Below are 22,664 nucleotides of genomic sequence, written 5' to 3'. Positions count from 1 at the left end.
TTGATGGCGCAGGGGCGGGTAGGCTCTACTGGGAGGTAACCTGGCGAGCGGCCCGATAGCGGCTCAGCGCCCGAACTTTGCCTGCGGCCATCCCGCGCAGACGGAGATGCAATCGAAGCGCGACGCTTTGCTACCGCGCCTTACAGCCGTTGCGATCGCTCGGAGTGCCCGCCATCATGCATCCGGCTCCTACGCCTGCGCTCTCGGTGGTCGCTTCCGCCCTGTCCTCCTGCCGCGGCGCGTTTGCGGCGGTCGGGGTGTTTTCCGGCTGCATCAATCTTCTGATGCTGTCGGGCTCGTTCTATATGCTGCAGCTCTATGACCGGGTGCTGACCTCGCGCAGCGTGCCGACGCTGATCGGGCTGTCCCTGCTCCTGCTCGCCGCCTACGCCCTGCAGGGCGTTCTCGACGCGATCCGGGTCAGGATGCTCTCGCGGATCGGCGCCCGGTTCGACGAAGAGGTCTCGCCCTCCGCCTTTGCGGCGGCACAGCGCCTGCCCCTGCTGGGCTGCCGGCCGGAACAGGCGCTGCAGCCGATCCGCGATCTCGACCAGGTCCGTGCCTTCCTGGCCTCGCTGGGACCGACGGCCCTGTTCGACATGCCGTGGATGCCGCTGTTCTTCGCCGGCTGCTTCCTGCTGCATCCCTGGCTTGGCTGGCTCGCCATTGCCGGCGGCGTCGTCATTCTCGGGCTGACGGCGCTGGCGGAGCGGAAAAGCGGCCAGACGGGCGCGGCGCAGCAGACCAGCGGCATGGGCCGGCAGATGATCGCCGAATCCAGCCGCCGCAATGCCGAGGCCCTCGCCGCGATGGGCATGGGCCCGGCCTTCGAGCGTCGATGGCAGGAGGTCAGCCGGCGCCATATCGGCGACTGGCTGGCCGGCGCGGATGCGATCGGCGGGATCGGTGCCTTCGCGAAGATCTTCCGCATGGTGCTGCAGTCGGCCGTGCTCGGCCTCGGCGCCTATCTCGCCATCCATGGCGAGATCTCCGGTGGCGCGATGATCGCCGCTTCGATCCTGACCGCGCGCGCCCTGGCTCCAATCGAGATCGCGGTCGCGCACTGGAAGGGTTTCGTTGGGGCACGCGAGGGGTTGAAGCGCCTGAGGCAGGTGCTGGATGCTCCCGCTATTGCCGCGCGTGAGCGCACGGCTCTGCCGCAGCCGCGGCGCGAGCTCTCTGCCGAGGGCTTGCTGGTCGCGGCGCCCGGCCAGCAGGCGCCGATCCTGCAAGGCGTTTCGCTGAAGCTCGAGGCCGGCCAGGGCCTAGGCATCATCGGCCCCAGCGCGTCCGGCAAATCGACCCTGGTGCGCACCCTGGTCGGCGTCTGGCGACCGCTCAAGGGCACGGTTCGGCTGGATGGGGCCGAGATCGACCAGTGGAACCGCAGCGAACTCGGACAGCATATCGGCTATCTGCCGCAGGATATCGAGCTCTTCGACGGCACCGTCGCCGAGAATATCGCCCGCTTCCAGGCGGACGCCTCCGACGAGGCGATCGTCGCGGCGGCGCGCGCCGCCGGAGCGCATGAACTGATTTTGAAGTTCGAGAATGGCTACGATACCCGCATCGGTGAGGGTGGCTCCATCCTCTCGGGCGGCCAGCGCCAGAGGATCGCCCTTGCGCGGGCGCTGTTCGGCGATCCCTTCCTGGTCGTGCTCGACGAGCCCAATTCCAACCTCGACCATGACGGCGACGAAGCGCTGACCATGGCCGTCAGGGGCGTTCGCGCCCGCGGCGGGATCGTCATCGTCGTGACGCATCGTCCGACCGCGATCGCAGGCGTCGACCAGATCGCGATGATTGCGGAAGGCCGCATCCAGGCTTTCGGCCCGCGGGAGGAGATTCTGCAGCGGGTTCTGAGGCAGGGCGGCCTGGCCAGCGTGCAGCGGCAGACGGTGGCGTCATGACGAAACCGGAAGGACAGGACCAACAGGATTTCCGGCGGGCGCTGCGGCGCCTTTCCGTGATCGGCGGCGCGAGCATTGCCCTGTTTGCCGGAACGGTCGGCGTCTGGGCCGTCGCCACCACGCTTTCGGGCGCTGTCGTGACCACCGGCCAGTTCGTGGTCGACGGCAATGTCAGGAAGGTGCAGCACCCGACCGGCGGCGTCGTCGGCGAACTGCTGGTGCGCGAAGGCGCGCGTGTCGAGCAGGGCGCCGTCCTGATCCGGCTCGACGATACCGTGACCCGCGCCAATCTGCAGGTCATTACCAAGCAGCTCGACGAATTCGCGGCACGGCGTGGCCGCCTGCAGGCCGAGCGGGACCGCCGCGACGCGATCGCCGTCGCGCCGGAGCTGGCCGGCCGGCTGCATGAGCCAGAGATCGCCGAGCTCGTCACCGCCGAGCAGGCCCTGTTCGAGGCACGGCGCGCGTCGCGCGAGGGACAGAAGGCACAGCTCATCAAGCGCGTCGGCCAGCTTCAGGACCTGATCGTCGGTCACCGGGCGCAGCAAGAGGCGCGGGATCGTCAGGCGATCCTGATCGAGGAGGAGCTTCTCGGCGTCAGGGGCCTCTACGAGAAGAACCTCGTGTCGCTCAGCCGCAAGGCGGTGCTGGAGCGGGAGGCAGCAAACCTCGAGGGCCAGAAGGGGCAGCTGCTGGCCGCGGTCGCCCAGGCCGAAAGCCGGATCGGCGAGACGCAGCTCCAGATCATCCAGATCGAAGATGCGCTGCGCGAGGAGGTGATGAAGGAGCTGCGCGAGATCCAGGCACGCAGCGCGGAACTGGTCGAGCGCCGCGTCGCGGCCGAGGATCAGCTGAAGCGCGTCGAGATCCGGTCGCCGAGCACCGGTTTCGTGCATCAGCTGGCGGTCCATACCGTCGGCGGGGTGATCACGCCGGCCGAGCCGATGATGATGATCGTTCCGGTCGAGGAGGGGCTCGAGGTCGAGGCCCGCATCCTGCCAGCGGATATCGACCAGTTGGCCCTCGGGCGGGCCGCGCTGGTCAAGGTCCACGCCTTCAACCAGCGCACCACGCCGGAGCTGAACGGGAAGGTCTCGCGTATCTCGGCCGATACCAGCCGAGACCCGCAGACCGGCGTCGCCTTCTACACGATCCGCGTCGGCGTCGAACCCGGGGAACTCGCCCGTCTCGCGCCGCATCGCGTCGGCGCCGGCATGCAGGCCGACGTTTTCGTCAGGACCGAGGACCGCACCCCGCTCGAATACATCCTGAAGCCGCTCAGGGACCAGATCGCCAAGGCCTTCAAGGAAAGGTGAGCCGCGGCGGACCGGGGCGTCCGGTTCTGGCAATGCCTGACGCCGAATGCGACGGCACTATGCCGCGCCGAAGTCAGTGGGGCGGATCGGCTCCCACTGCCCGAACAGCAAGGACAGGTTGCCCAGCGCGGCCTTCGCAAGTGCGTCAGACGAACAGGAAATCGCTCGCCTGCAGCGCCGTGGCGGACACACCCGTAAGCGTCACGCTGTGGCCTGGCTCGATGGTCACGATCGCGTCGGTGCCGGACGCCGCGATGTGCGCCTGACGCCATGACGCGAAGTCGCTGACGTTCAAGGCGAAGGCCTGGAAGTCGAGTATGTCCTCGCCGCGAACGAAGTCCCGGATCGTGTCCTGGCCAAAGCCGGGCGCGAAGACGAAGCTATCGCGGCCGGCCCCACCCGTCAGGGTGTCGTTTCCGCCTTCGCCCCTGATCCAGTCGGCGCCCGCGCCACCCGAGAGTTCATTGGCCCGGGCATCGCCGATCAGAAGATCGTTGTTGGCCGACCCGACAACCGTGGTTACCGCGGCACCGATCGCCGTGCCGGCCGCGGCAGCGGGCGGCGCGGCCAGGAAGGCCGCCGTCCAGTAGTCCGCCATTTCGCGATAGCCGGTATCGGTCGGGTGGATGCCGTCGAACAGATCGGACAGGGTGACGCTCGGCATCTCGACGAGGCTGACATTCTGCCCGCGCGCGACCGCATCCGCGACGGCGCTGCGGATCGCGGCGTTCACATTGGCGACCTGCGTGTCGTAGCCCGCGAGCGGGATCAGCGTCGCGACATAGACATGGGTGGTCGGGCTCGCCTGAGCGACATGGTCCAGCATGCCGGCGATCTCGGCCCGGACCGGGATCTGCGGATTACTCTTGTAGAAGATGTCGTTGGTGCCGGCCATCAGCAGGATGGCGCTCGGCGTATAGGTGGAAAGAAGGCTGGGAAGCAGCGCCTGGATGTCGTCGCCGGTTTCGCCGGGATAGCCGGCATGCTGGGGATCGGGCACCTGACCGTTGCTGTTGGGCCCGACCATGTCGACGAGGCGGCCGGACTCGACCAGGTTCTGGTAGAAGAAGCCGCGATAGCCATGCTCGTCCTGCCCGGGAGGCGCATCGCCATTGGTGATGGAATCGCCGAGCGCCATCACCTTCGTGGCGAGCATCCATTGCCCGGCGCCGAGATCGACCCTGACGCCGCGCGCGGCACCCGAAAGATCGAGTGTGAACCCGCCACCACTCGCGACATCGAGGACGAAGCTGCGCGCCACCGGCGTCGAGGCATCCTCGTTGCCGTCCTCTACGGAGACGGAGAAGGAAGGCGATGCCGAGGTTCCGTCATGCCGGAAGGAGACCTGGCCGGCGGTGAGCTGCTGCGGCGTGAAGCCGGTCGCCGCAGCACCGTTGACCAGGAGCGTGCCGCCTATGACGCCCGAGACCGTGAAGGCGACGCCCGTCGCGGCGTCGTCCGCGTCGGAATAGTAGAGATCCGTCTCGTTCAGCACATAGGTGCCGCCGTTGGCGACGCTCGCCCTGAGGTCGCCCGTCAGACTTGGTGGAGCGTTGACCGGCCCGGTCGTGATGTTGAAGGTGAAGGTCTGAGCGACCGGCGTCGAGCCATCCTCGTTGCCGTCCTCGACCGCGATCCTGAAGCTGCCGACCGGCTCGGTGCCGTCGTGCCAGAAGGTGATCTGGCCAGCGGCGAGCTCGGCCGCCGTGAAGCTGGACACGGCAGTGCCATTGCGACGGACATAGCCATTGTCGAGGTTGCTGACCGTGAAGGTGACGCCGGTCGGGCCGTCATCCGGATCGGTGTAGAAGAAGTCGCTGGTGGTGAACTGGTAGGTGCTGCCATTGGCGATGGTCGCCTGAAGGTCACCGGTCAAGGTCGGGGCGACATTGCCTCCGCTGGCCGCGATATCGAGGACGAAGCTCCGCGCCACCGGCGTCGAGCCGTCCTCGTTGCCATCTTCGACCGAGACGGAGAAGGATGGCGTCGTCGAGGTGCCGTTATGCCGGAACGAGACCTGTCCGGCGGTGAGCTGTTGCGGCGTGAAACCGGCCGCTGCCGTCCCATTGACCAGCAGCGTGCCGCCGGTGACGCCTGAAACCGTGAAGGCGACTCCCGTCGCGCTATCGTCCGCGTCTGAATAGTAGAGATCCGCCTGGGTCAGCACATAGGTGCCGCCGCTAGCAACCGTCGCGCGAAGGTCGCCCGTCAGGCTCGGCGGCGCGTTCACCTGGCCCGTCGTGATGTTGAAGGTGAAGGTCTGAGCGACCGGCGTCGAGCCGTCCTCATTGCCGTCCTCGACCGCGACCCTGAAGCTGCCGACCGGTTCGGTGCCGTCATGCCAGAAGGTGATCTGGCCGGCAGCGAGCTCGGCGGCGGTGAAGCTCGACACCGCCGTGCCGTTGCGACGGACATAGCCATTATCGAGATTGCTCACCGTGAAGGTGACGCCGGTCGGGCCGTCATCCGGGTCGGTGTAGAAGAAGTCGCTGGTGGTGAACTGGTAGGTGGCGCCATTGGCGATGGTCGCCTGTAGGTCGCCGGTCAGGGTCGGGGCGACGTTGCCCCCGCTTGTCGCGATGTCGAGGACGAAGCTGCGCGCCACCGGTGCCGAGCTGTCCTCGTTTCCATCCTCCACCGATACTGAGAAGGACGGCGATGCCGAGCTGCCGTCATGTCGGAACGAGACCAAACCGCTGGTGAGCTGCTGCGGCGTGAAGCCCGAGGCCGCAACTCCATTGACCAGCAGCATGCCGCCGACGGTACCCGAGACGGTGAAAGCGACGCCCGTCGCGGCATCGTCGGAGTCGGAATAGTAGAGATCGGCCTGTGTCAGCACATAGGTTCCGCCACTGGCGACGCTTGCGCGAAGGTCGCCGGTCAGGCTGGGCGGCGCGTTCACCGGCATCGTCACGCCGAACAGGAAGATCTGGGCAATTGGCGCCGAGCCGTCCTCGTTGCCGTCTTCCACCGAGACGGAGAAGGACGGTGCTATCGAGGCACCGTCATGCCGGAACGAGACTTGGCCTGCGGTGAGCTGCTGCGGGGTGAAGCTTGAGGCGGCGCTGCCGTTGACCAAAAGCGTGCCGCCTGCGACGCCAGACACGCTGAAGGCAACGCCCGTCGCGCTGTCGTCCGCGTCGGAATAGTAGAGGTCGGCCTGGGTCAGCACATAGGTGCCACCGCTGGCGACATTGGCGCCGAAATCGCCCGTCAGGCTCGGCGGGGCGTTTGCCGGCACCGTCGTGACGCCGAACAGGAAGGTCCGGGCGACCGGTGTCGAGCCATCCTCGTTTCCATCCTCCACGGAGACGGAGAAGGACGGCGATGCCGAGCTGCCGTCATGGCGGAACGAGACCTGACCGGCGGTGAGCTGCTGCGGCGTGAAGCCGGTTGCTGCAACCCCGTTGACCAAAAGCGTGCCGCCTACGACGCCTGAAACCGCAAAGGCGACGCCTGTCGCGGCGTCGTCCGCGTCGGAGTAGTAGAGATCGGCCTGGGTCAGCACATAGGTGCCGCCGCTGGCGACGGTCGCGCCGAGATCGCCCGTCAGGCTCGGCGGCGTATTCACCTGGCCTGTCGTGATGTTGAAGGTGAAGGTCTGTGCGACCGGCGCCGAGCCATCCTCGTTGCCGTCCTCGACGGCGATCCTGAAGCTGCCGACCGGCTCTGTGCCGTCATGCCAGAAGGTGATCTGCCCGGCGGCGAGTTCCTCGGCGGTGAAGCTCGACACCGCCGTGCCGTTGCGGCGGACATAGCCATTGTCGAGATTGCTGACCGTGAAGGTGATGCCGGCGGCACTGTCGTCGGGGTCGGTGTAGAAGAAGTCGCTGGTCGTGAACTGGTAGGTGCTGCCATTGGCGATCGTCGCCTGCAGGTCGCCGGTCAGCGTCGGGGCGACATTGCCCTGGCCTGTCGTGAGGTCGACCGTGGCGACGGCGCTCGCCACCGCGACGCCGCCGTTGGCCGTGCCGTCCCCGTCGTTGAGCGTGAAGGTGACCTGGCGCGGCGCGGTCGGGCTGCCGGTAGAAGTCGAGAAGCCGATATGCTGGACAAGGATCTGGACGACAGCGGGCATCGCGCTCGTGTTGAGGCTGATCACGAGATCGCTGCCGCCCGTTCCGCCGGATACCGATCCGATGCTGGTGCCGTTGACCCTCAGGGTGGTGCCGCTGAGCGTCACCGTCGCATCGGTGATGATCCGGAGCTGGTCGCCGGCGGAGCCGTTCGCCGTAAGCGCTACGCGCAAGGACCCGCCGCCGAAATTCGCCGAGTCGATGTCGGCAACGCTCGCCAGAGCGGCAAACTTCGCCGGCGCGTCGCCGGTCCGATAGGACAGCGTCACGCCGGTCCCCGCGGCCGCTCCGTTCAGGTCGAGCAGCGGTGCATCGTTGACGCGCGTGATCGAGACGCTCGCATCCTGCGTGAGGCTGGTCGCGCTGCCATCGCTCGCCTGGATGCGGACGGTCCTGGCCGTGGTGGCGGGCTGGTCGCTGCCGTTCTCGTAGAGGATGCCGCGCAGGATGGCCTGATAGGTCGCCGCGGACGCGCTGCCATCGATGCTGAGCACGCCCGTGGAGGCGGTGTACGAGACCAGGAGCCCGGCCGCGGCCGCGGCGCTCGCGGCCGCGGCATCGAGGCTCAGCCGCTCGACCGCGTTGCCGTCCGGCCGGGCGAGGAGCGTTGCCCTGAGGAAGACGAGGTTGCTCGTATCAGGGTCGGTCAGCGTTGCGTTCAGCGCGACGGCGACGGAGCGGTTCTCGATGAAGCTCACCGAGGCGCCAGTGCCCGAGGCGGCGCCGTTCAGGTCGAGAAGCGGCCGATCATTGACCGGAACGACGGTGACCGCATCGGTGCGGACCGTGCCGGCGAGATCGAAGCTGATCGTCTGGCTTTCGGTCGGCGTATCGCTGGTGCTGACATAGGTCAGGTTGCGCAGCACGGTCTGAACCCGACTTGCCGTCGCGTTCGTGTTGAACGCGATCACGAAGTCGGTGCCGTTGGTGCCGCCGCTGATGGAGCCTATCGTCACTCCGCCGACGCGAAGGCTCGTGCCCGAGAGGCTGACCCCGCTCGAAAACCCGATCTGAGACTCGGCCAGCAGGCCCGAAAGGCGAAGCGACTGCCCGTTGAAATTGCCGGTCGCGCCGAGCGTGGCGCTCGGGGCGAGGAGCAGGGCGGCTGCGCCCTCCTGATAGGTCCTGCTCTCGTTGAGCCCGGTGCCCGAGCCGTTCAGATCGAAGCTGGTGAGAGTGGCCATGTCGTCTCCCCGAGAACGCAGGGCGCGCCTGCCGAGCGGATCGATCTTCCTTGCTGCATGGCATGGATCTGCGGGCCGGCGGAGTGGCATTGGGGGTAGCGGCCGGCGCAGCCGAGGTAGGGCGCGCAGCGGTTCCGGACGCGGCTGAAGGGAGACGAACGGCGCGGCGCCGGTTCTGCGTCGGGCGAGGTCGACGATAATCGAGAAGACTTACCGTTGCCGAGCGATTGGACTAACATTCCTGGGCGTCAAGCAAGCATCCGATGCTGGTTGGAAGGAGAGATGGCCTTGCGCTTCTTGCCCTCCGCCTCGACCGAAATCACCGCCGGATTGAGGCGCCGTGATTTCATCGTGCTTGCCGGCGCCGCGACGGCATGGTCCGTCCCGGCCTATGCACAGCGCCCCGCGCTGCCCGTGCTCGGCTATCTTGGCTCGGAGACACCGGAGCGCTACGCCAGCCGGCTCGCGGCCTTCCGTGACGGGCTGGCCGAGACCGGCTTCGCCGAAGGCCGCAATGTGGCGATCGAGTATCGCTGGGCGGAAGGCAATTACCGGCGCCTGCCGGCGCTGGCTAAGGAACTCGCCGATCGCCAGGTCGCCGCGATCGTCGCGCCCGGAGGCGCCGAAGTCGCGCTCGCCGCGAAATCGGCGACGACGACCATTCCGATCGTGTTCGAGATGGGTGGCGACCCCATCGCGCTCGGCGTCGTCGATAGCCTGTCCCAGCCAGGTGGCAACCTCACGGGCGTCTCGAGCCTCAGCGTGGAGGTCTCGCGCAAACGGCTGGAATTCATGGCCGAGCTACGCCGGGGCGCCAGGCTGTTCGCGGTTGCCGTCAATCGCGCCAGCCCGACCTCGAACTCGCAAGTAAGGAATCTCCAAGCCGCTGCGGCCAGCCTCGGATTGCAGTTGCTGCAGCTCGAGGCCAGCACCGAACAAGAGTTCGACGCATTGTTCGCCGCCGTCGCACAAGCCGGAGCGGGTGGTCTCGTCTTCACCTCCGATCCCTATTTCGCCTATCGCAGCCCCCAATTGGCAGCGCTTGCCGTCGCCCATGCCGTGCCTGCGATCACCCAATCGCGCGATTTCCCGATCGCTGGCGGTCTGATGAGCTACGGCGGCGACTTCCAGCAGTCGCATCGTCACACCGGTGTCTATGCCGGCCGCATCATCAAAGGCGAGCAGCCGTCGCAACTGCCGGTCCAGCGCGTCACGAAGGTCGAGCTGTTCATCAACCTCAAGGCCGCGAACGCACTCGGGCTGTCAGTCCCGCCCTCGCTTCTGAGCAGTGCCGATCTCGTGATCGAATAAGCCCCCCGGTCGCCTGCCAGGTGAGCCATAACCGTGCCCAGTCCACTCCCCGCCCCGCGAACCTCGCTGTTCAGGAAGTATTTTCTCGCACTGTTCGCTGCAGTCGTCATTCCGCTACTGATCGCGGGCGCCGGTGAGGCTTGGTTCGGCTATCGCGATCAGCGCGCAAGCCTGAATGACCTGCTCGATGCGGAAGCGCGTGCCGCTGCGGCGAAGATCCAGGATTTCATGGAGGGTATCCGCGACCAGCTTGGCTGGGCGGTGCTCCTACCCTGGTCGGAAACGGCCGACGACAAGCGCAGGCTCGACGCCCTGCTCGTGCTCCGCCAGGTCCCGTCCATCCAGAGCCTCAGCCTGGTCGACGCCTCCGGGAAGGAACGGCTCTTCGTATCCCGCATCGGGCTCAACCGCTTCGAGAGCGGCGACGACCACTCAAAGGATCCGGCCGTAGTGGAAGCGCGCGCACACCGCGTCTGGTTCGGCCCCGTCGCGTTTCATGGTGGCTCGGAACCGTTCACTACCATTGCGGTCGCCGGCAATCGTGCAGCTGCCGGCGTCGCGATCGCGGAGGTCAATCTCAAATTCATCTGGGATGTGATCCTGGCGATCCGTGTCGGACGCACCGGGGAGGCCTTCGTGCTCGACCGGCCCGGTCGGCTCATCGCACATCCGGACATCAGCCTGGTCCTGCGAGCCGACGACACCGCAACCCGGCCGCTCCGCGATCTGCGGGCCGCGATCCTTGCCCGGCCCGGTCAGGCGATTGCCGGTCAGGACATTGCGGGGAACACGGTTCTGGCCGCGATGGCGCCGATCGCCGGCGTCGGCTGGAGCGTCGTCGTCAAGCAACCCATCGTCGAAGCCTTTGGCCCGATCCATGCGGCTCTCTGGCGAACCGTGGCCCTGATGATTGCCGGCGCGATCCTGGCCGCAGCGCTCGCCTATTGGCTGACTCATCGCATGACGGGGCCAATACGCCTCCTCGAGGACGGAGCCTCGCGCATCGGCGCAGGACAATTCGAGCACCGGATCCACCTCGCTACCGGGGACGAGCTCGAGCGCCTCGCGATCCGGTTCAACGAGATGGCGGGCGAGCTGGCGATCTCGCAGGAGCGCTCCGAGCGTATTGGCCGCCTCAAGCGCTTCCTTGCGCCGCAAGTTGCCGAACTCATCGATCGCACGGGCAGCGACCATATGCTCGACGGACGACGGGTCGAGGTGGCCGTCGTATTCTGCGATTTGCGGGGCTTCACGGCCTTCTCGGCACGCGCCGAGCCCGAAGCCGTCATCGGCATGCTGGGCGAATACTACGACGTTCTCGAGAGGGTGGTCAGGGCACATGAGGCGACGCTGACGAGCTTCTCCGGCGACGGGGCAATGGTGCTGCTCAACGCCCCTGTCTCCTGCTCCGATCCGGCGTTGCGCGCGGTGGACATGGCGCGCGAGATGCAGATGAGCGTGCAGCGGCTGCTGGCCGCCCGGCGCGCACTCGACCATCGCCTGGGCTTTGGGGTCGGCCTCGCAATGGGGCTCGCCACCGTCGGCCGGATCGGCTCCGAGGGCCGCCTCGACTACACCGCGGTCGGAACAGTCGTGAACCTCGCATCGCGCCTTTGTTCGATCGCGGGTGACTTCGAGATCCTGGTGGATCGCAGTGCCGCTCAAGCCGTCGGCCCGCGGCTCCCGCTCGTCGAACTGGGAGCGCGGAGCTTGAAAGGTTTCGACAAGCCCGTGTCGATATTCGCTGCGGTCCTCGGCGACGAAAATTAGCTCCTCCTGCCGGAGGCCCGAAGGACGGCATCGACCATCGGCTTCGAGTGCGGACCTTCGGCGGCCGCGCCGTTCCCACGCTATCGCAGGCGCGCTCCGAATGCCGGGAGCCGTGTGAGCCGGCGGAAATCGTCGATATCATGAATCACCAGATGCCCGCGCCCCAGCGCGAGAATACCGGTGCGCTTCCACCTCTGGAGTTGGCGATTCACCGTTTCGCGCGTGACGCCGGCGAGCAATGCGAGCTGCTCCTGCGAAGCATGCACCACCGATCCGTAGTCGTCGGCGAGCATCAGGATGCGTCGCGCTAACCGCGTCTCCGCAGGCAGAAACGCCGATTCCTCCATGCGTTCGATGACATCGCGCAGACGGTTGCAGAGAAGCTCGATCACCTGCAATGCAATCGCCGGCTCGTTCGCAAGCAATTGCAGGAAATCCCTGCGCGGCAGGAAGAACATGTCGGTATCCTCGATCGCGACCGCGTCCGCCGTCCGGAAACGGCCATCGAGAACCGAGATCTCGCCGAAGATATCGCCGCCCCCGAGCAGGTTCATCGTCATTTGCTGGCCGAGGTCGTCCGTCGTGCCGATGCGGATCAAGCCACGCCGAATGGCGTAAAGCCCGTCGCTCGGGTCTCCTTTCAGGAAGAGCACCGCTCGCGCCGCGAGATGCTGCTGCCGGCAGATGGCCGCGATCCTGTCGAGGGTGCCCGGCGCGAACCCGGCAAAGAACGGGCTCGCCGACAGGAGGCTCGCAATCCGACGAGGGCCATCGTTCATCCCGCGAACTCGACATCCGGCTTTACCGAACCGCCGGAGCCTGTGTGATCCGGCGCACAGAACCTGAAGCAGAAGAGGTACAGAAACTCGTCTCTATCGCCCGCCACGACCGCCGTCGGCGCAAGGGTGGGCCGATCGGGACGGGAGTTTCATCGTGCAGCACGCTCTGGGCCGCGATAACGCGCCGTTGAACCTAACACCTTTGGAGTCGCCGGGCGAGCATGGCCGGACCGCCGGGACGGACGAAGCCCAGATCGCGGCACAGCCGTCGCGCGGGACCGTGATCCTGCACCACTGGCTGGCCTGGGCCGGCGTCCGACAGCGAACGCCCGATCCGGACCTTCTTGACGATCATACACTGAGCGATATCGGATTGAGCCGCATCGAGACGCTCTACTGGGATTCGTGATAGCGCCTTCGCGGCCTCCGGGCGACCGGCCGCGACATGAGACGGTCGGGGCCCTTCGTATTGAGCTCGCGCTCCGAAGTGCTGCCAAAGTCACGAAAGCGCGACTACCCACTGTCCCAGTAGACGTTCATATCCCGACACCAAGCGCCCGAGGTGGACCGGGAAGGGCTCTCATGCCAGCATTCCATGAAGCTGCCTCATTGCTGGCCGCCGGGACCGGCGCGGAGCGGTTCCCGGATCCGAGGGCTTCATCGCGACGATGCAACGCCACCTGGTCGCCATTCTTTCCGCCGACGTGGTCGGCTACATGCGGCTGAGCGAGGCGGCCGAAGAGGAGACGCATCATCGTCTGATGGCGCTGAAGACCGAACTTATCGATCCTTGCGTCAGCGAGCAGGGCGGTCGCATCGTCAAGAACACGGGTGACGGATTTCTCGCCACCTTCGACAGCGCCCCGGCCGCGACCCGTTGCGCGCTCTGGCTCCAGAATGCCCTTGCCACGGCAACGGCCGACCAGCCTGTCGCGCTGCGCATCGCCTTTCGCATGGGCATCCATCTCGCCGACGTCATTCTCGACAGCGGCGACATCTTCGGCGACGGCGTCAATGTCGCGGCCCGGCTGCAATCCTATGCCGAGCAAGGAGGCGTGATCATGTCGGAAGCGGTCTTCGAGCAGGCCGATGAAGCGATACGGGCCCTCGCCTCCGACATGGGCGAGATTTTCCTGCGCAACCACAAGCAGCCGGTGCGTGTCTTCGCCCTTCGTTCGGAAGCAGGCTCGCCTCCCCAGCAGATCGGCGAAGGCCCCGCCGGGATCGATGCCAGAGCGTCCATCGCCGTCCTCCCTTTCCGCCTGAGCGGTTCCGGGTCCCACAGGAGCTCCGTCGCGGACGGCGTCGTCGACTCGATCATCCAGTCGCTGTCCGGCCTCAAGGAGCTGTTCGTCATCTCGCGCGGGTCGACGCTGGACTATGGCCGGCGGCGGATCGACCCGGTCGCGGTGGGGCGCAAGCTCGGCGTGCGCTATGTGATGGACGGCACCGTCTCGCTGTCCGACCGGCGCGTGCGCATCAGCACCGAGCTGATCGCCAACGAGAACGGAGCGGTGGTCAGCGCCGATCACTATGACGGCAAGGTCGGTGAGCTGTTCGACCTGCAGGATCGGATTTCGCTGAAGCTCGTCAAGACCATCGCCCCGCATGTGCGCGAGCACGAGCTGCAGCGGGCTCTTCGACAGCACCCACAGAACATGACCGCCTATGACCTGCTGCTGCAGGCGCTCGGCCTGCTCTACAAGATGGATGGGGACAGCTTTGCCCATGCGCGCGGGCTGCTCCAGCAAGCCATGGCGCTGGACCCATCCTATGCGCCGCCTTTCACCTATACGGCGCTCTGGCATGTGTTCCGCGTCGGCGAGTTCGGATCGCCCGACCCGCAAGGCGATGCCCAGGTCGCGGCCGAGCGCGCGCGGGCCGCGCTCGAGCGCGACGGCAACGACGCGCTCGCTCTCGCGATCTATGGTCACGTCCAGGCGTTCTTCCTGCGCGACATGGTCACGGCCCAGCGCTTCCTCGATCGCGCCATCGAGGCCGGGCCGAGCGTGGCGATGGCGTGGACGATGAGCAGCGCCACGCGCGGTTTCGCCGGCGATGGCCGCCTCGCCGTCCTGCACGGCGAGACCGGGCAACGCCTGGCACCCGCAGATCCCTATCGATTCTTCCACGAGGGCATCCTTGCCCAAGCTCACTATGTCAGCGGCGACTACGACCAGGCCGTCGGCTGGGCGCGCAGCGCCGTCGCCCACAATCCATCGATCCGCTTTACAATGCGGACGCTTGTCGCCAGCCTAGTGGCGGCCGGTCGGCTGACCGAGGCCGCAGATGCGGTCGACCGCCTTCTGCTGGTCCAGCCTGATTTTCGACTAGCTTCCTATGCGCCACGCTGTCCGTTCCTGCCGCCCATTCTCGAGCAATGGATCGGACATCTGCGGCAGGCTGGCCTGCCCGACTGAGCCTTTGGCCTAACGAATTTGCCGCAACAGCAACCGTTCGGGGTCCAAGCCATGACCGGCAACACAGGGAATACGGGGAACACCGGCAATACGGGCAATACCGGGAGCGCCGGCGTCGGCAGCGACGGCGCCGGCTGGGTCCTCGCGGAAAGAGCCGATTTTCCGTTCTCGATGGAGGCGACGGCCAGCGGCGGAGGGAGGATCCGGGACCTGCGGAGAACAGTCCATATCAGCCAGGAGCCGAGCGCCTCGCCCGAAAAGACCATCGTCTTCATGAATGCCGGCACCGGCGGGAAATCGGTCGGGTTCGCCGACCGCAACTGGGCCGCGCGCTGGTATGCGTTTCGAACCCTGGCGGAATTCGCGGCCACAAACTGGCACACCACGGCGCTGCATAACACGCTGGCCGATATTCTGCTCGATCTGAACACGGCGACAAGCGGCGAGACGAAGCAGGTACTGGAGATCAAGAACCTGCTGGTTGCCGCACGTGACGAACGCGCAGCGGCTCTGGGCGAGATTTTGACGCAGGATGCCGAATTCATCACTGCCTACATGGAAGCCTTGGCCATGAATCCAGGTTCCCATCCGCAGACCTTCCGGATCCTCCATATCGCCAGCCTGCTCGCCTCCTACACCGCGCTCTACTACAAGCATGTCTTCCAGCGGCCGCGACCGTCCTGGGAATGCCCGGCCCTGCTGCCGCCGATTCCGGTCCCCGGGCACTCGGCCTATCCCAGCGGCCATGCCACCCAGGCCCACCTGATGGCGGCCTGCATCGAGCATGTTCTGACGATCGTGACCCCGGCCCTGCCGTCCGCCGAAATCGCCGCCGTGGCAGAGACGCTCAAGGCGCTGGCACGGCGCGTGGCCCGCAACCGCGAGATCGCCGGGCTGCACTATCCCAGCGATTCCGCCGCCGGTGCGGCCTTGGCGGCCGCCGTCTTCGCGGAGCTGTCGAAGCACTCGGGCGCCGGCCAGAGTGCCAGCGACTATGTGATCAAGGCCTTCGGCGGAGCTGCGACTGCAGCCGCTGCCGAATGGAAGCCGGTCTAGGAGGTGGGGCGATGGCCAGAAATCCCACGGGCGAGACCGCCGACGCCCTACCACGAAATGCGGCTCTCGAGTTCTACCCCTTGCCGCCGGAGGATTTCGATCCCGCCGCGGCCTCCGACGCCGACCTGGAACACTTCGGCCTGCCGACGCCAATGGAATTCGGGGGCAACCCGGCGGCGACGGCGTTCCGCCGCGCCTTTCTTCAGAGGCGTGAGGGGGGCGCCGCGCTGCGCTTCCTGCCCGCGCTCGAACCGGCTGTCCCCACCGTGATGGAGCTCGTCATCGCATTCGCCGCACCACAGACCCGCCCCGCCCAGAAAAGCCTGAACTGGTCCGGCGGCTATGTCACGCCGCGCGACGGCCGCAGCCTGATCTCGGTGATGGCGAACTGGACAGTGCCGGCGGTGGATCGCCCAGCCAACGGCAACGCAGCGGAATATCAAAGCTCGACCTGGATCGGCCTCGACGGCCAGAAATTCTATCTCGATTCGTCGCTCCCGCAGGTCGGCACCGGGCAAAAACTCCTCAACCGCCCGATCCCCGAAGCCAAGTACTCGGCCTGGTTCCAGTGGTGGGTACGAGGGCGCCACCTCCCGCTATGGGAGCTGGCGCTGCCGGTGAAAGCCGGCGACGAGATCAGCGCCATCCTGACCGTTTTCGACGAGAGGATTGTGCGCTGCAATCTGAAGAACGTCAGCCGGGACATCGTCCTGCAGGCCTTCGATGCGCTCGTACCGGAAGGCTTGCGTGTCAGCGGCGCCACTGCGGAATGGATCATGGAGCGGCCCAGCCCGATGGGGACCGACGGATGGGAAGCTTATGAGCTGCCGGCTTATACGGGCCTTGGCTTCACTGCCTGCCTAGCCGAGTCCGTCGTACCTGGGAACCCCGAGCGGCAGGAGCATGATCTCGAAGGCGCCCGGCTGCTGCGCATGTACGAGCTCGACCGGAATCCGGCGAGCGTGCGCACCATCTCGACCGCCCAGCGCGATCTCGGCCCGCCGCAAAAGCTGGTGATGAGTCACGTCGCTTCATGAACGGTCCGGCGCAACATCCGCGCCGAGGCGCGTCATCGCCGCCGGCGTAATTCGGGGCGAGTCTGCCCCGCTGAAACAATTTGTAACCCACAGACCGCGCCCGGAAACGTAGAGCTACGTACCGGAAGGAGCCTGGGCGTCTAAGCAGCGGGGCTTCCACCGAACATCGGCGATCCGGTTTGTTCCGGGGGCGGATCATCCGTGCCCGGGGGCGCCGATGTCTAGCGATCCCCCAAAAGCTGGTTCCTTGCCGCGTAGAGCTCCGCTGTGAAGTCGGAGACGAGCTGGGAATTGATGCCGTCCGGCGGCCGCAGGATCAGAGAACGAAAATGGATCGCCGGCTCGAAAGGGCGCACCGCGATGCCGCCGATCATCCGGTCGGCGATGACGAAGGGGTTGACGAGGCCGATGCCGAGCCCCTGCGCCGCGAGGATGGCGATCGTCACACCATAGGGGGTCTCGACCAGGATGCGCGGATGAATGCCCTGCTCGGCGAAGATGCGATCCATCGCGAGGCGAACCGTATCCTCCGGCGACAGGGCGAGAAACCCTTCTTCGCCGATATCCGCGGGGGTGATGATGGAGCGGCCGGCGAGCGGGTGGGCCTCGGGCATGACGCAGACCGCGCGGGGCGTCGTGAAGACGCTGTGCAGGACACCGCTCGTGTCCACCTCGTCGGCAGCAAGGCCGATATCGAAGCTGCCGGACGCAACGAGGTCACGCACGACGTTGGAGGTGCGGACCTGATAGCTGATCCGCACCTGCGGATGCCTGCGCGAGAACGCGACGATGGCACGCGGCACCAGCCCGTGGCCGAGCGCCGACAGGCTGGCGACGCGGATGCTGCCGGCACCGACTTCCTTGATCTGCGCGGCCCTGAGCTTGAGGCGGTCGAGGCCGACCAGATTGGCCTTCACCTCGGCGTGAAAGAGCTGGCCTTCGCGCGTCGGCACCAGCCGGCCGCGGATCCGGTCGAACAGGCTGAAGCCCAGCTCTGCTTCGAGCTTTGCCAGGGACCGGCTGATCGCCGGCTGCGAGGTGTCGAGCAGAGCGGCCGCGGCGCCAGCACCACCGCTCAGCATGATTGCGTTGAAGACGTCGATATCGCGCAGGTTCATCGGCAGCCCATATCAAAATCGGATGGACTCTATCGCGACAGCCATAGATGGCAATGGGCCGGTCGGCTTAGCTATCCCGCATGAGCCAAGCCGACGACACCTCTCATGTTCACCCGCCACGGCGCTCGCGGGAGCCTTTCGAGGCTGTCGCGATGCCGGTCGAGCGTGCCTCGACCATCGTGTTCCGCGATCTCGAAACCTTCGAGCAGCGCGCCGAGCGCGTCTACGACGGCTTCAGCTACGGGCTCTACGGCACGCCGACGAGCCGACAACTCGAGGACCATATCGCCCAGCTGGAAGGCGGCGTGCGCGCCCTCGTGGTGCCCTCGGGAATGGCGGCGCTGACGTTGGCCACGATGGCGACGTGCAGGAGTGGCGACCGGGTCCTGATGCCAGAGACGCTGTACGGCCCGGCGCGGGACATGATCCTGCGCTTTCTCGGGCCGCTGGGCATCGAGGCGACATCCTATGGTCCGCGGCTCGATGCCGAAATCGCGGCGCTGCTCGATGCGAGGACGCGACTGATCTGGGTGGAATCGCCGGGGTCCGCGACCTTCGAGGTCCAGGACGTGCCTGCGATCGTCGCCGCGGCGCACAGGGTCGGCGCGCTCGTCGCCGCCGACAACACCTGGGCCTCGCATCTGCTGTTCAAGCCGCTGACGCATGGCGTCGACATCAGCATGCAGGCGCTCTCGAAACATGCCGGCGGCCATGGCGACCTGCTCCTGGGCTCGCTCGCAGTGCGCGATGCGGCCCTGTTCCGGCGGCTGAAGGATACGGCGCGTTTTCTCGGTTACGGCGTCTCTCCGGAGGATTGCGTGCTCTGCGAGCGCGGCCTGATGACCATGCCGGTGCGCATGCGCCATGCCGCCGCGACGGCGCAGACGGTGATGTCCTGGCTTGCCGGCCGGGACGAGGTCTCGCGCATCCTGCATCCGAGCCTACCGGATCATCCGGGCCACCCGATTTGGAAGCGCGACTTTGCCGGTTCGGCCGCGGTGTTCTCGCTCGTACTTCGGCCGGACCTGGCTCCGCTGCAGTCGGAGGCGCTGCGCAGCATGCGCTTGTTCCGGCTGGGGGCGAGCTGGGGCGGGGTGCACTCGCTGATCGCGGTCAGCGATCCGCGCAAAGGCCGGACGAGCCTGGACTGGCTGCCGTCCGGTCCAGTCTGGCGGCTTTCGATCGGGCTTGAGGCCCTCGAGGATCTCCTTGCCGATCTGGAGACAGCCTTCGCGTCCTTCGCGGAGGCAATGCCAAAGCCCGGCCACGCCAGTGGCCGGGCCGCGGAATGACGACAATCAACCCAACAACAAGGGAACGGAGGGAACCATGACACGGTTGATGGCACTTGCCGGGGCGGCCTTCGCCGCCGTCGGTCTGACGGCAGGGATCGGCGATGCTGCCGCGCAAAGCGTCGTGAGCAAGATCAAGCAGCGCGGCTATCTCAGCTGCGGTGCGAGCCAGGGCGTGCCCGGGCTCTCGCGGCCGGACGAGAAAGGCTATTATCGCGGCTTCGATTCCGACATCTGCCGGACCTTCGCCGCGGCCATCCTCGGCGACAAGGACAAGATTCGTTTCGTCCCGCTCAATGCCGGCCAGCGCTTCCCGGCCCTGCAGACCGGCGAGATCGATGTCCTCTCCCGCACCTCGACCATCACCTATTCGCGCGATTCCGTGGTCCGCTTCGTCTGGATCACGCTCTACGACACTGACGGCGTGCTAGTCCGCAAGGCCGACAAGATCACGAGCCCGAAGCAGCTCGACGGCAAGACGGTCTGCCTGCAGAGCGGCGGCAGCCTGACCGAGAAGGCGATCGAGGAGACGGAGGAAGAGCACAACATCTCGATGAAGAAGGTCTACTTCGACTCGACGATCCAGGCTCGCGACGCCTTCTTCGGCGGCCGCTGCGACAGCTATGTCACCGACGGCACAGCCGCGGCGGGCCAGCGGGCTTCGGTCGCGAAGAACCCCGACGACTACGACATCTTAAGGGTCGGCCATGCGGCCGAACCCAATGGCGTCGCCGTCGCGCGGGGCGACGACCAGCTGTTCGACGTCGTGCGCTGGACGGTCAACGCGCTGCTCTGGGCCGAGCTCCACGGCATCACCGCGAAGAATGTCGATGACAAGCTGAAGGCCGGCAATTCCGAGATCAAGCGTGTCCTCGGCCAGGAGCCCGGCTTCGGCAAGCCGTTCGGGCTCGACGACAAGTGGGTCTACAACGTCATCAAGCAGATGGGGAACTACGCCGAGATCTGGGACGCCAATCTCGGCAAGGCCAGCCCCCTCAAGGTCGAGCGCGGCATGAACGCGCTCTGGAAGGATGGCGGTCTCAACTACCCGTTCCCCTGGGACTAGCGGCCCGTCCGGGGAGCGCTCGTCGCGCTCCCCGCTTTCAACGACCGTCGTGGAACCGGGAGAATGGCATGCTCAGCGACGCCAGGGCCAGATCGATCTTCATCCAATGCGCGCTGGTGGCGGCGGTCGTCGGCTTAGCGACGCTTCTCATCACCACGACCTTCTCGAACCTGCAGGCCCGGGGCATTCCGATCGGGTTCGACTTCCTGACGATGCCGTCGCGGATCGTCATCTCCGAGGCGATCCTCTCCTACAAGTCGCGGGATCCCTATTACTGGGCGATCATCGTCGGCCTCGCGAACACGATCTTCATCTCGGTGCTCGTTATCCTCTTCTCGTCGGCTCTCGGCCTGATCGTCGGCGTCACCCGGCTGAGCAGCAATCCGCTTGCTGCCGGCACCTGCCGGATCTGGGTCGAGATCGCGCGCAACTCGCCGCCGATCGTCCTTCTGATCTTCCTCTATTCCTTATGGTGGAAGGTCCTTCCACCGGTCGGAGAGGCGCTCAATCCGCTGCCGGGCGTCTACGCCTCGATGCGCGGCTTCGTCGTCCCTGCCGCCAGCCTCGAAATGGACATCGCGGGGGTCATCCTGGTCGCCGCCGCGCTGCTTCTGGCCCTCGCCACCTGGCGTTCGACTCCGCTGCGACGGCTCCGCCGCGAGATCGCCTGGGGAGCCACCGCAGCGCTGCTGCTCGGCCTCTGGCTGGCCGAATTTTCATTCTCGGTCGAGTGGCCGGTCTTCACCGGCTCGAACTTCCGCGGCGGTTTGGAGCTGACGCCCGAGTTCAGCACGATCCTGATCGGGCTGACGATCTACACGATCGGCTTCATCGCCGAGATCGTGCGGGGCGGCGTCCTGTCGGTCGGCAGCGGGCAATGGGATGCCGGCCGCTCGCTCGGCCTGTCGCGGGCCAAGATCCTGCGCCTGATCGTGATCCCGCAAATGCTGCGCGTGGTCGTTCCCCCGCTCAACAGCCAGTACATCAACGTCGTCAAGAATTCGACGCTCGCGATCGCAGTCGGCTATCCGGATTTCTTTGCGGTGATGAACACCATCATCAGCAAGTCCAGCCATTCGATCGAAGGTGTCTTCATCATCCTGGGGGTCTATCTCGCCCTCAACCTGACCCTGTCGAGCGCGGCCAATTGGTACAACCGCCGCATCGCGATCGTGGAACGCTGAGACCGTGAAGACGATTTCGCTCCCTCTCCCCGAGGCTCCGGCCTCGACGAGCCCCCGGCTCGCACCGATCCTGGCAGCCTTGCGCAGGAGTGCCGGGCTCCTGTTCGGCTCCCCGCTGAATGCCGCGCTGACGCTGGTCTTCGGCGCGCTGCTCATCAGCGCAGTGCCGCCCATGCTGCGCTGGCTCGTGCTCGATGCGGTGCTGTTCAACCCGGACCCAGCGGCCTGCCGGGCGACGTCGGGCGCCTGCTGGAGCTTCATCTACGCCAAATCGGGCCAGCTCCTGTTCGGCATCTATCCGGTCGACGAGCGCTGGCGGCCGGCTCTGGTCTGCTTGCTGATCCTGGCGCTGCTCGGCTGGTCGGTCCGGCCGGCGAGCTGGACGCCACGGCTGATCGGCTTGTGGATCGCGGCGCTCGCGCTGATCCTTTGGCTGATGGGCGGCGGCTTCGGATTGCCCGAGGTGCCGACCTCGTCCTGGGGCGGGCTGCCGGTCACGTTGATCCTGACCGTCGTTGCGATCGGCGTAGCCTTCCCGGTCGGAATCCTGCTGGCACTGGCGCGGCGCTCGACCATGCCGGTGGTCAGGATCGGGGCAGTCGTCACCATCGAAGCCGTGCGCGGGCTGCCGCTGCTGTCGATCCTGTTCGTTGCCTCGATCATGTTGCCGCTCTTCCTTCCGGAAGCGCTGCTGCCCGACAAGTTCGTGCGGGCGCTGGTCGCGCTGACGATCTTCGCGGCGGCCTATCTCGCCGAAGTCATCCGCGGCGGACTGCAGGCCATCCCGAAGGGCCAGTACGAGGCCGCCGCTGCGCTCGGCCTGCCGTTCTGGCGGACCCAGTATCTCGTCATCCTGCCGCAGGCGATCAGGGTGGTGATTCCGGCCCTGGCCAACACCATCATCGTGATGATCAAGAACACCAGCCTCGTGCTCGTCGTCGGCCTCTTCGACCTGATCAGCTCGGGCAAGGCGGCGCTGGCCGACCCGGCCTGGCCTTCGCCGGCGGCCGAAACCTTCCTCTTCATCGGCGCGATCTTCTTCGCCCTCTCCTTCGCCTTCGCCCGCTTCGCCGATTTCCTCGAGCGCCGCGGCCCGGCCTCCCGCTAGGAGACGAGATCATGACCATGGCCATGGCAGAGACCAA

15 protein-coding genes are annotated in these 22,664 nt (G+C 66.6%); 12 read left to right on the top strand and 3 right to left on the bottom strand.

Going from position 1 to position 22,664, the window contains the following annotated elements; translation table 11 throughout:
* Nucleotides 1–176: 176 nt before the first annotated feature.
* Together DK26_RS18530 and DK26_RS18525 are read left to right on the top strand one after the other, a co-directional pair.
* Nucleotides 177–1,910, top strand: coding sequence for a type I secretion system permease/ATPase (locus DK26_RS18530; protein WP_066475633.1), 1,734 nt, complete (start codon nt 177–179; stop codon nt 1,908–1,910).
* Nucleotides 1,907–3,226: an HlyD family type I secretion periplasmic adaptor subunit gene (locus DK26_RS18525; protein WP_066475632.1), complete on the top strand. Its 1,320-nt coding sequence runs from the start codon at nt 1,907–1,909 to the stop codon at nt 3,224–3,226. Before DK26_RS18530 ends, DK26_RS18525 begins: the two co-directional genes overlap by 4 nt.
* Nucleotides 3,227–3,371: 145 nt before the next feature.
* Here the strand turns inward: DK26_RS18525 and DK26_RS18520 are convergent, their stop codons facing one another.
* Complete coding sequence (locus tag DK26_RS18520) at nt 3,372–8,486, bottom strand: cadherin-like domain-containing protein (RefSeq protein ID WP_066475630.1); 5,115 nt, start codon at nt 8,484–8,486, stop codon at nt 3,372–3,374.
* A gap of 330 nt (nt 8,487–8,816) precedes the next feature.
* On the opposite strand from DK26_RS18520, the gene DK26_RS18515 reads away from it, so the two are divergent.
* Together DK26_RS18515 and DK26_RS18510 are read left to right on the top strand one after the other, a co-directional pair.
* Nucleotides 8,817–9,797: an ABC transporter substrate-binding protein gene (locus DK26_RS18515; protein WP_066475825.1), complete on the top strand. Its 981-nt coding sequence runs from the start codon at nt 8,817–8,819 to the stop codon at nt 9,795–9,797.
* A gap of 33 nt (nt 9,798–9,830) precedes the next feature.
* Nucleotides 9,831–11,567: an adenylate/guanylate cyclase domain-containing protein gene (locus DK26_RS18510; RefSeq protein ID WP_066475628.1), complete on the top strand. Its 1,737-nt coding sequence runs from the start codon at nt 9,831–9,833 to the stop codon at nt 11,565–11,567.
* Between the two features lie 80 nt (nt 11,568–11,647).
* Here the strand turns inward: DK26_RS18510 and DK26_RS18505 are convergent, their stop codons facing one another.
* Nucleotides 11,648–12,346, bottom strand: a complete 699-nt coding sequence (locus DK26_RS18505) for a Crp/Fnr family transcriptional regulator (RefSeq protein ID WP_066475626.1) — start codon at nt 12,344–12,346, stop codon at nt 11,648–11,650.
* Nucleotides 12,347–12,500: 154 nt separating this feature from the next.
* On the opposite strand from DK26_RS18505, the gene DK26_RS18500 reads away from it, so the two are divergent.
* The 4 genes from DK26_RS18500 (at nt 12,501) to DK26_RS18485 (ending at nt 16,859) form a co-directional block, all read left to right on the top strand.
* Entirely contained in the window at nt 12,501–12,755 is a 255-nt protein-coding gene (locus tag DK26_RS18500) for a hypothetical protein (protein WP_157089722.1), read from the top strand.
* 259 nt (nt 12,756–13,014) lie between these two features.
* On the top strand, nt 13,015–14,766 hold the full coding sequence (locus tag DK26_RS18495; RefSeq protein ID WP_066475623.1) for an adenylate/guanylate cyclase domain-containing protein: 1,752 nt from the start codon (nt 13,015–13,017) through the stop codon (nt 14,764–14,766).
* Nucleotides 14,767–15,039: 273 nt separating this feature from the next.
* The gene (locus DK26_RS18490; protein ID WP_184231744.1) at nt 15,040–15,822 is read left to right on the top strand and encodes a phosphatase PAP2 family protein; all 783 of its coding nucleotides are present in this window, start codon (nt 15,040–15,042) and stop codon (nt 15,820–15,822) included.
* A gap of 11 nt (nt 15,823–15,833) precedes the next feature.
* Nucleotides 15,834–16,859: a G1 family glutamic endopeptidase gene (locus DK26_RS18485; protein ID WP_066475620.1), complete on the top strand. Its 1,026-nt coding sequence runs from the start codon at nt 15,834–15,836 to the stop codon at nt 16,857–16,859.
* 221 nt (nt 16,860–17,080) lie between these two features.
* Here the strand turns inward: DK26_RS18485 and DK26_RS18480 are convergent, their stop codons facing one another.
* Nucleotides 17,081–17,977 (bottom strand): LysR substrate-binding domain-containing protein, encoded by an 897-nt coding sequence (locus DK26_RS18480; RefSeq protein ID WP_066475618.1) that lies wholly within the window; start codon nt 17,975–17,977, stop codon nt 17,081–17,083.
* A gap of 80 nt (nt 17,978–18,057) precedes the next feature.
* On the opposite strand from DK26_RS18480, the gene DK26_RS18475 reads away from it, so the two are divergent.
* The 4 genes from DK26_RS18475 (at nt 18,058) to DK26_RS18460 (ending at nt 22,627) form a co-directional block, all read left to right on the top strand.
* The gene (locus DK26_RS18475; protein WP_066475616.1) at nt 18,058–19,269 is read left to right on the top strand and encodes a PLP-dependent transferase; all 1,212 of its coding nucleotides are present in this window, start codon (nt 18,058–18,060) and stop codon (nt 19,267–19,269) included.
* Between the two features lie 37 nt (nt 19,270–19,306).
* The gene (locus DK26_RS18470; RefSeq protein ID WP_066475823.1) at nt 19,307–20,335 is read left to right on the top strand and encodes a transporter substrate-binding domain-containing protein; all 1,029 of its coding nucleotides are present in this window, start codon (nt 19,307–19,309) and stop codon (nt 20,333–20,335) included.
* A gap of 68 nt (nt 20,336–20,403) precedes the next feature.
* Nucleotides 20,404–21,519: an ABC transporter permease subunit gene (locus tag DK26_RS18465; protein WP_066475611.1), complete on the top strand. Its 1,116-nt coding sequence runs from the start codon at nt 20,404–20,406 to the stop codon at nt 21,517–21,519.
* 4 nt (nt 21,520–21,523) lie between these two features.
* Complete coding sequence (locus tag DK26_RS18460) at nt 21,524–22,627, top strand: amino acid ABC transporter permease (RefSeq protein ID WP_066475608.1); 1,104 nt, start codon at nt 21,524–21,526, stop codon at nt 22,625–22,627.
* Nucleotides 22,628–22,664: the final 37 nt, after the last annotated feature.

The sequence above is a fragment of the Allobosea sp. WAO genome, from assembly GCF_001509835.1.
Lineage (GTDB): Bacteria > Pseudomonadota > Alphaproteobacteria > Rhizobiales > Beijerinckiaceae > Allobosea.
Note: the sequence above shows the minus strand (reverse complement) of the source record. Positions and strands in the feature narration are given on the sequence as shown.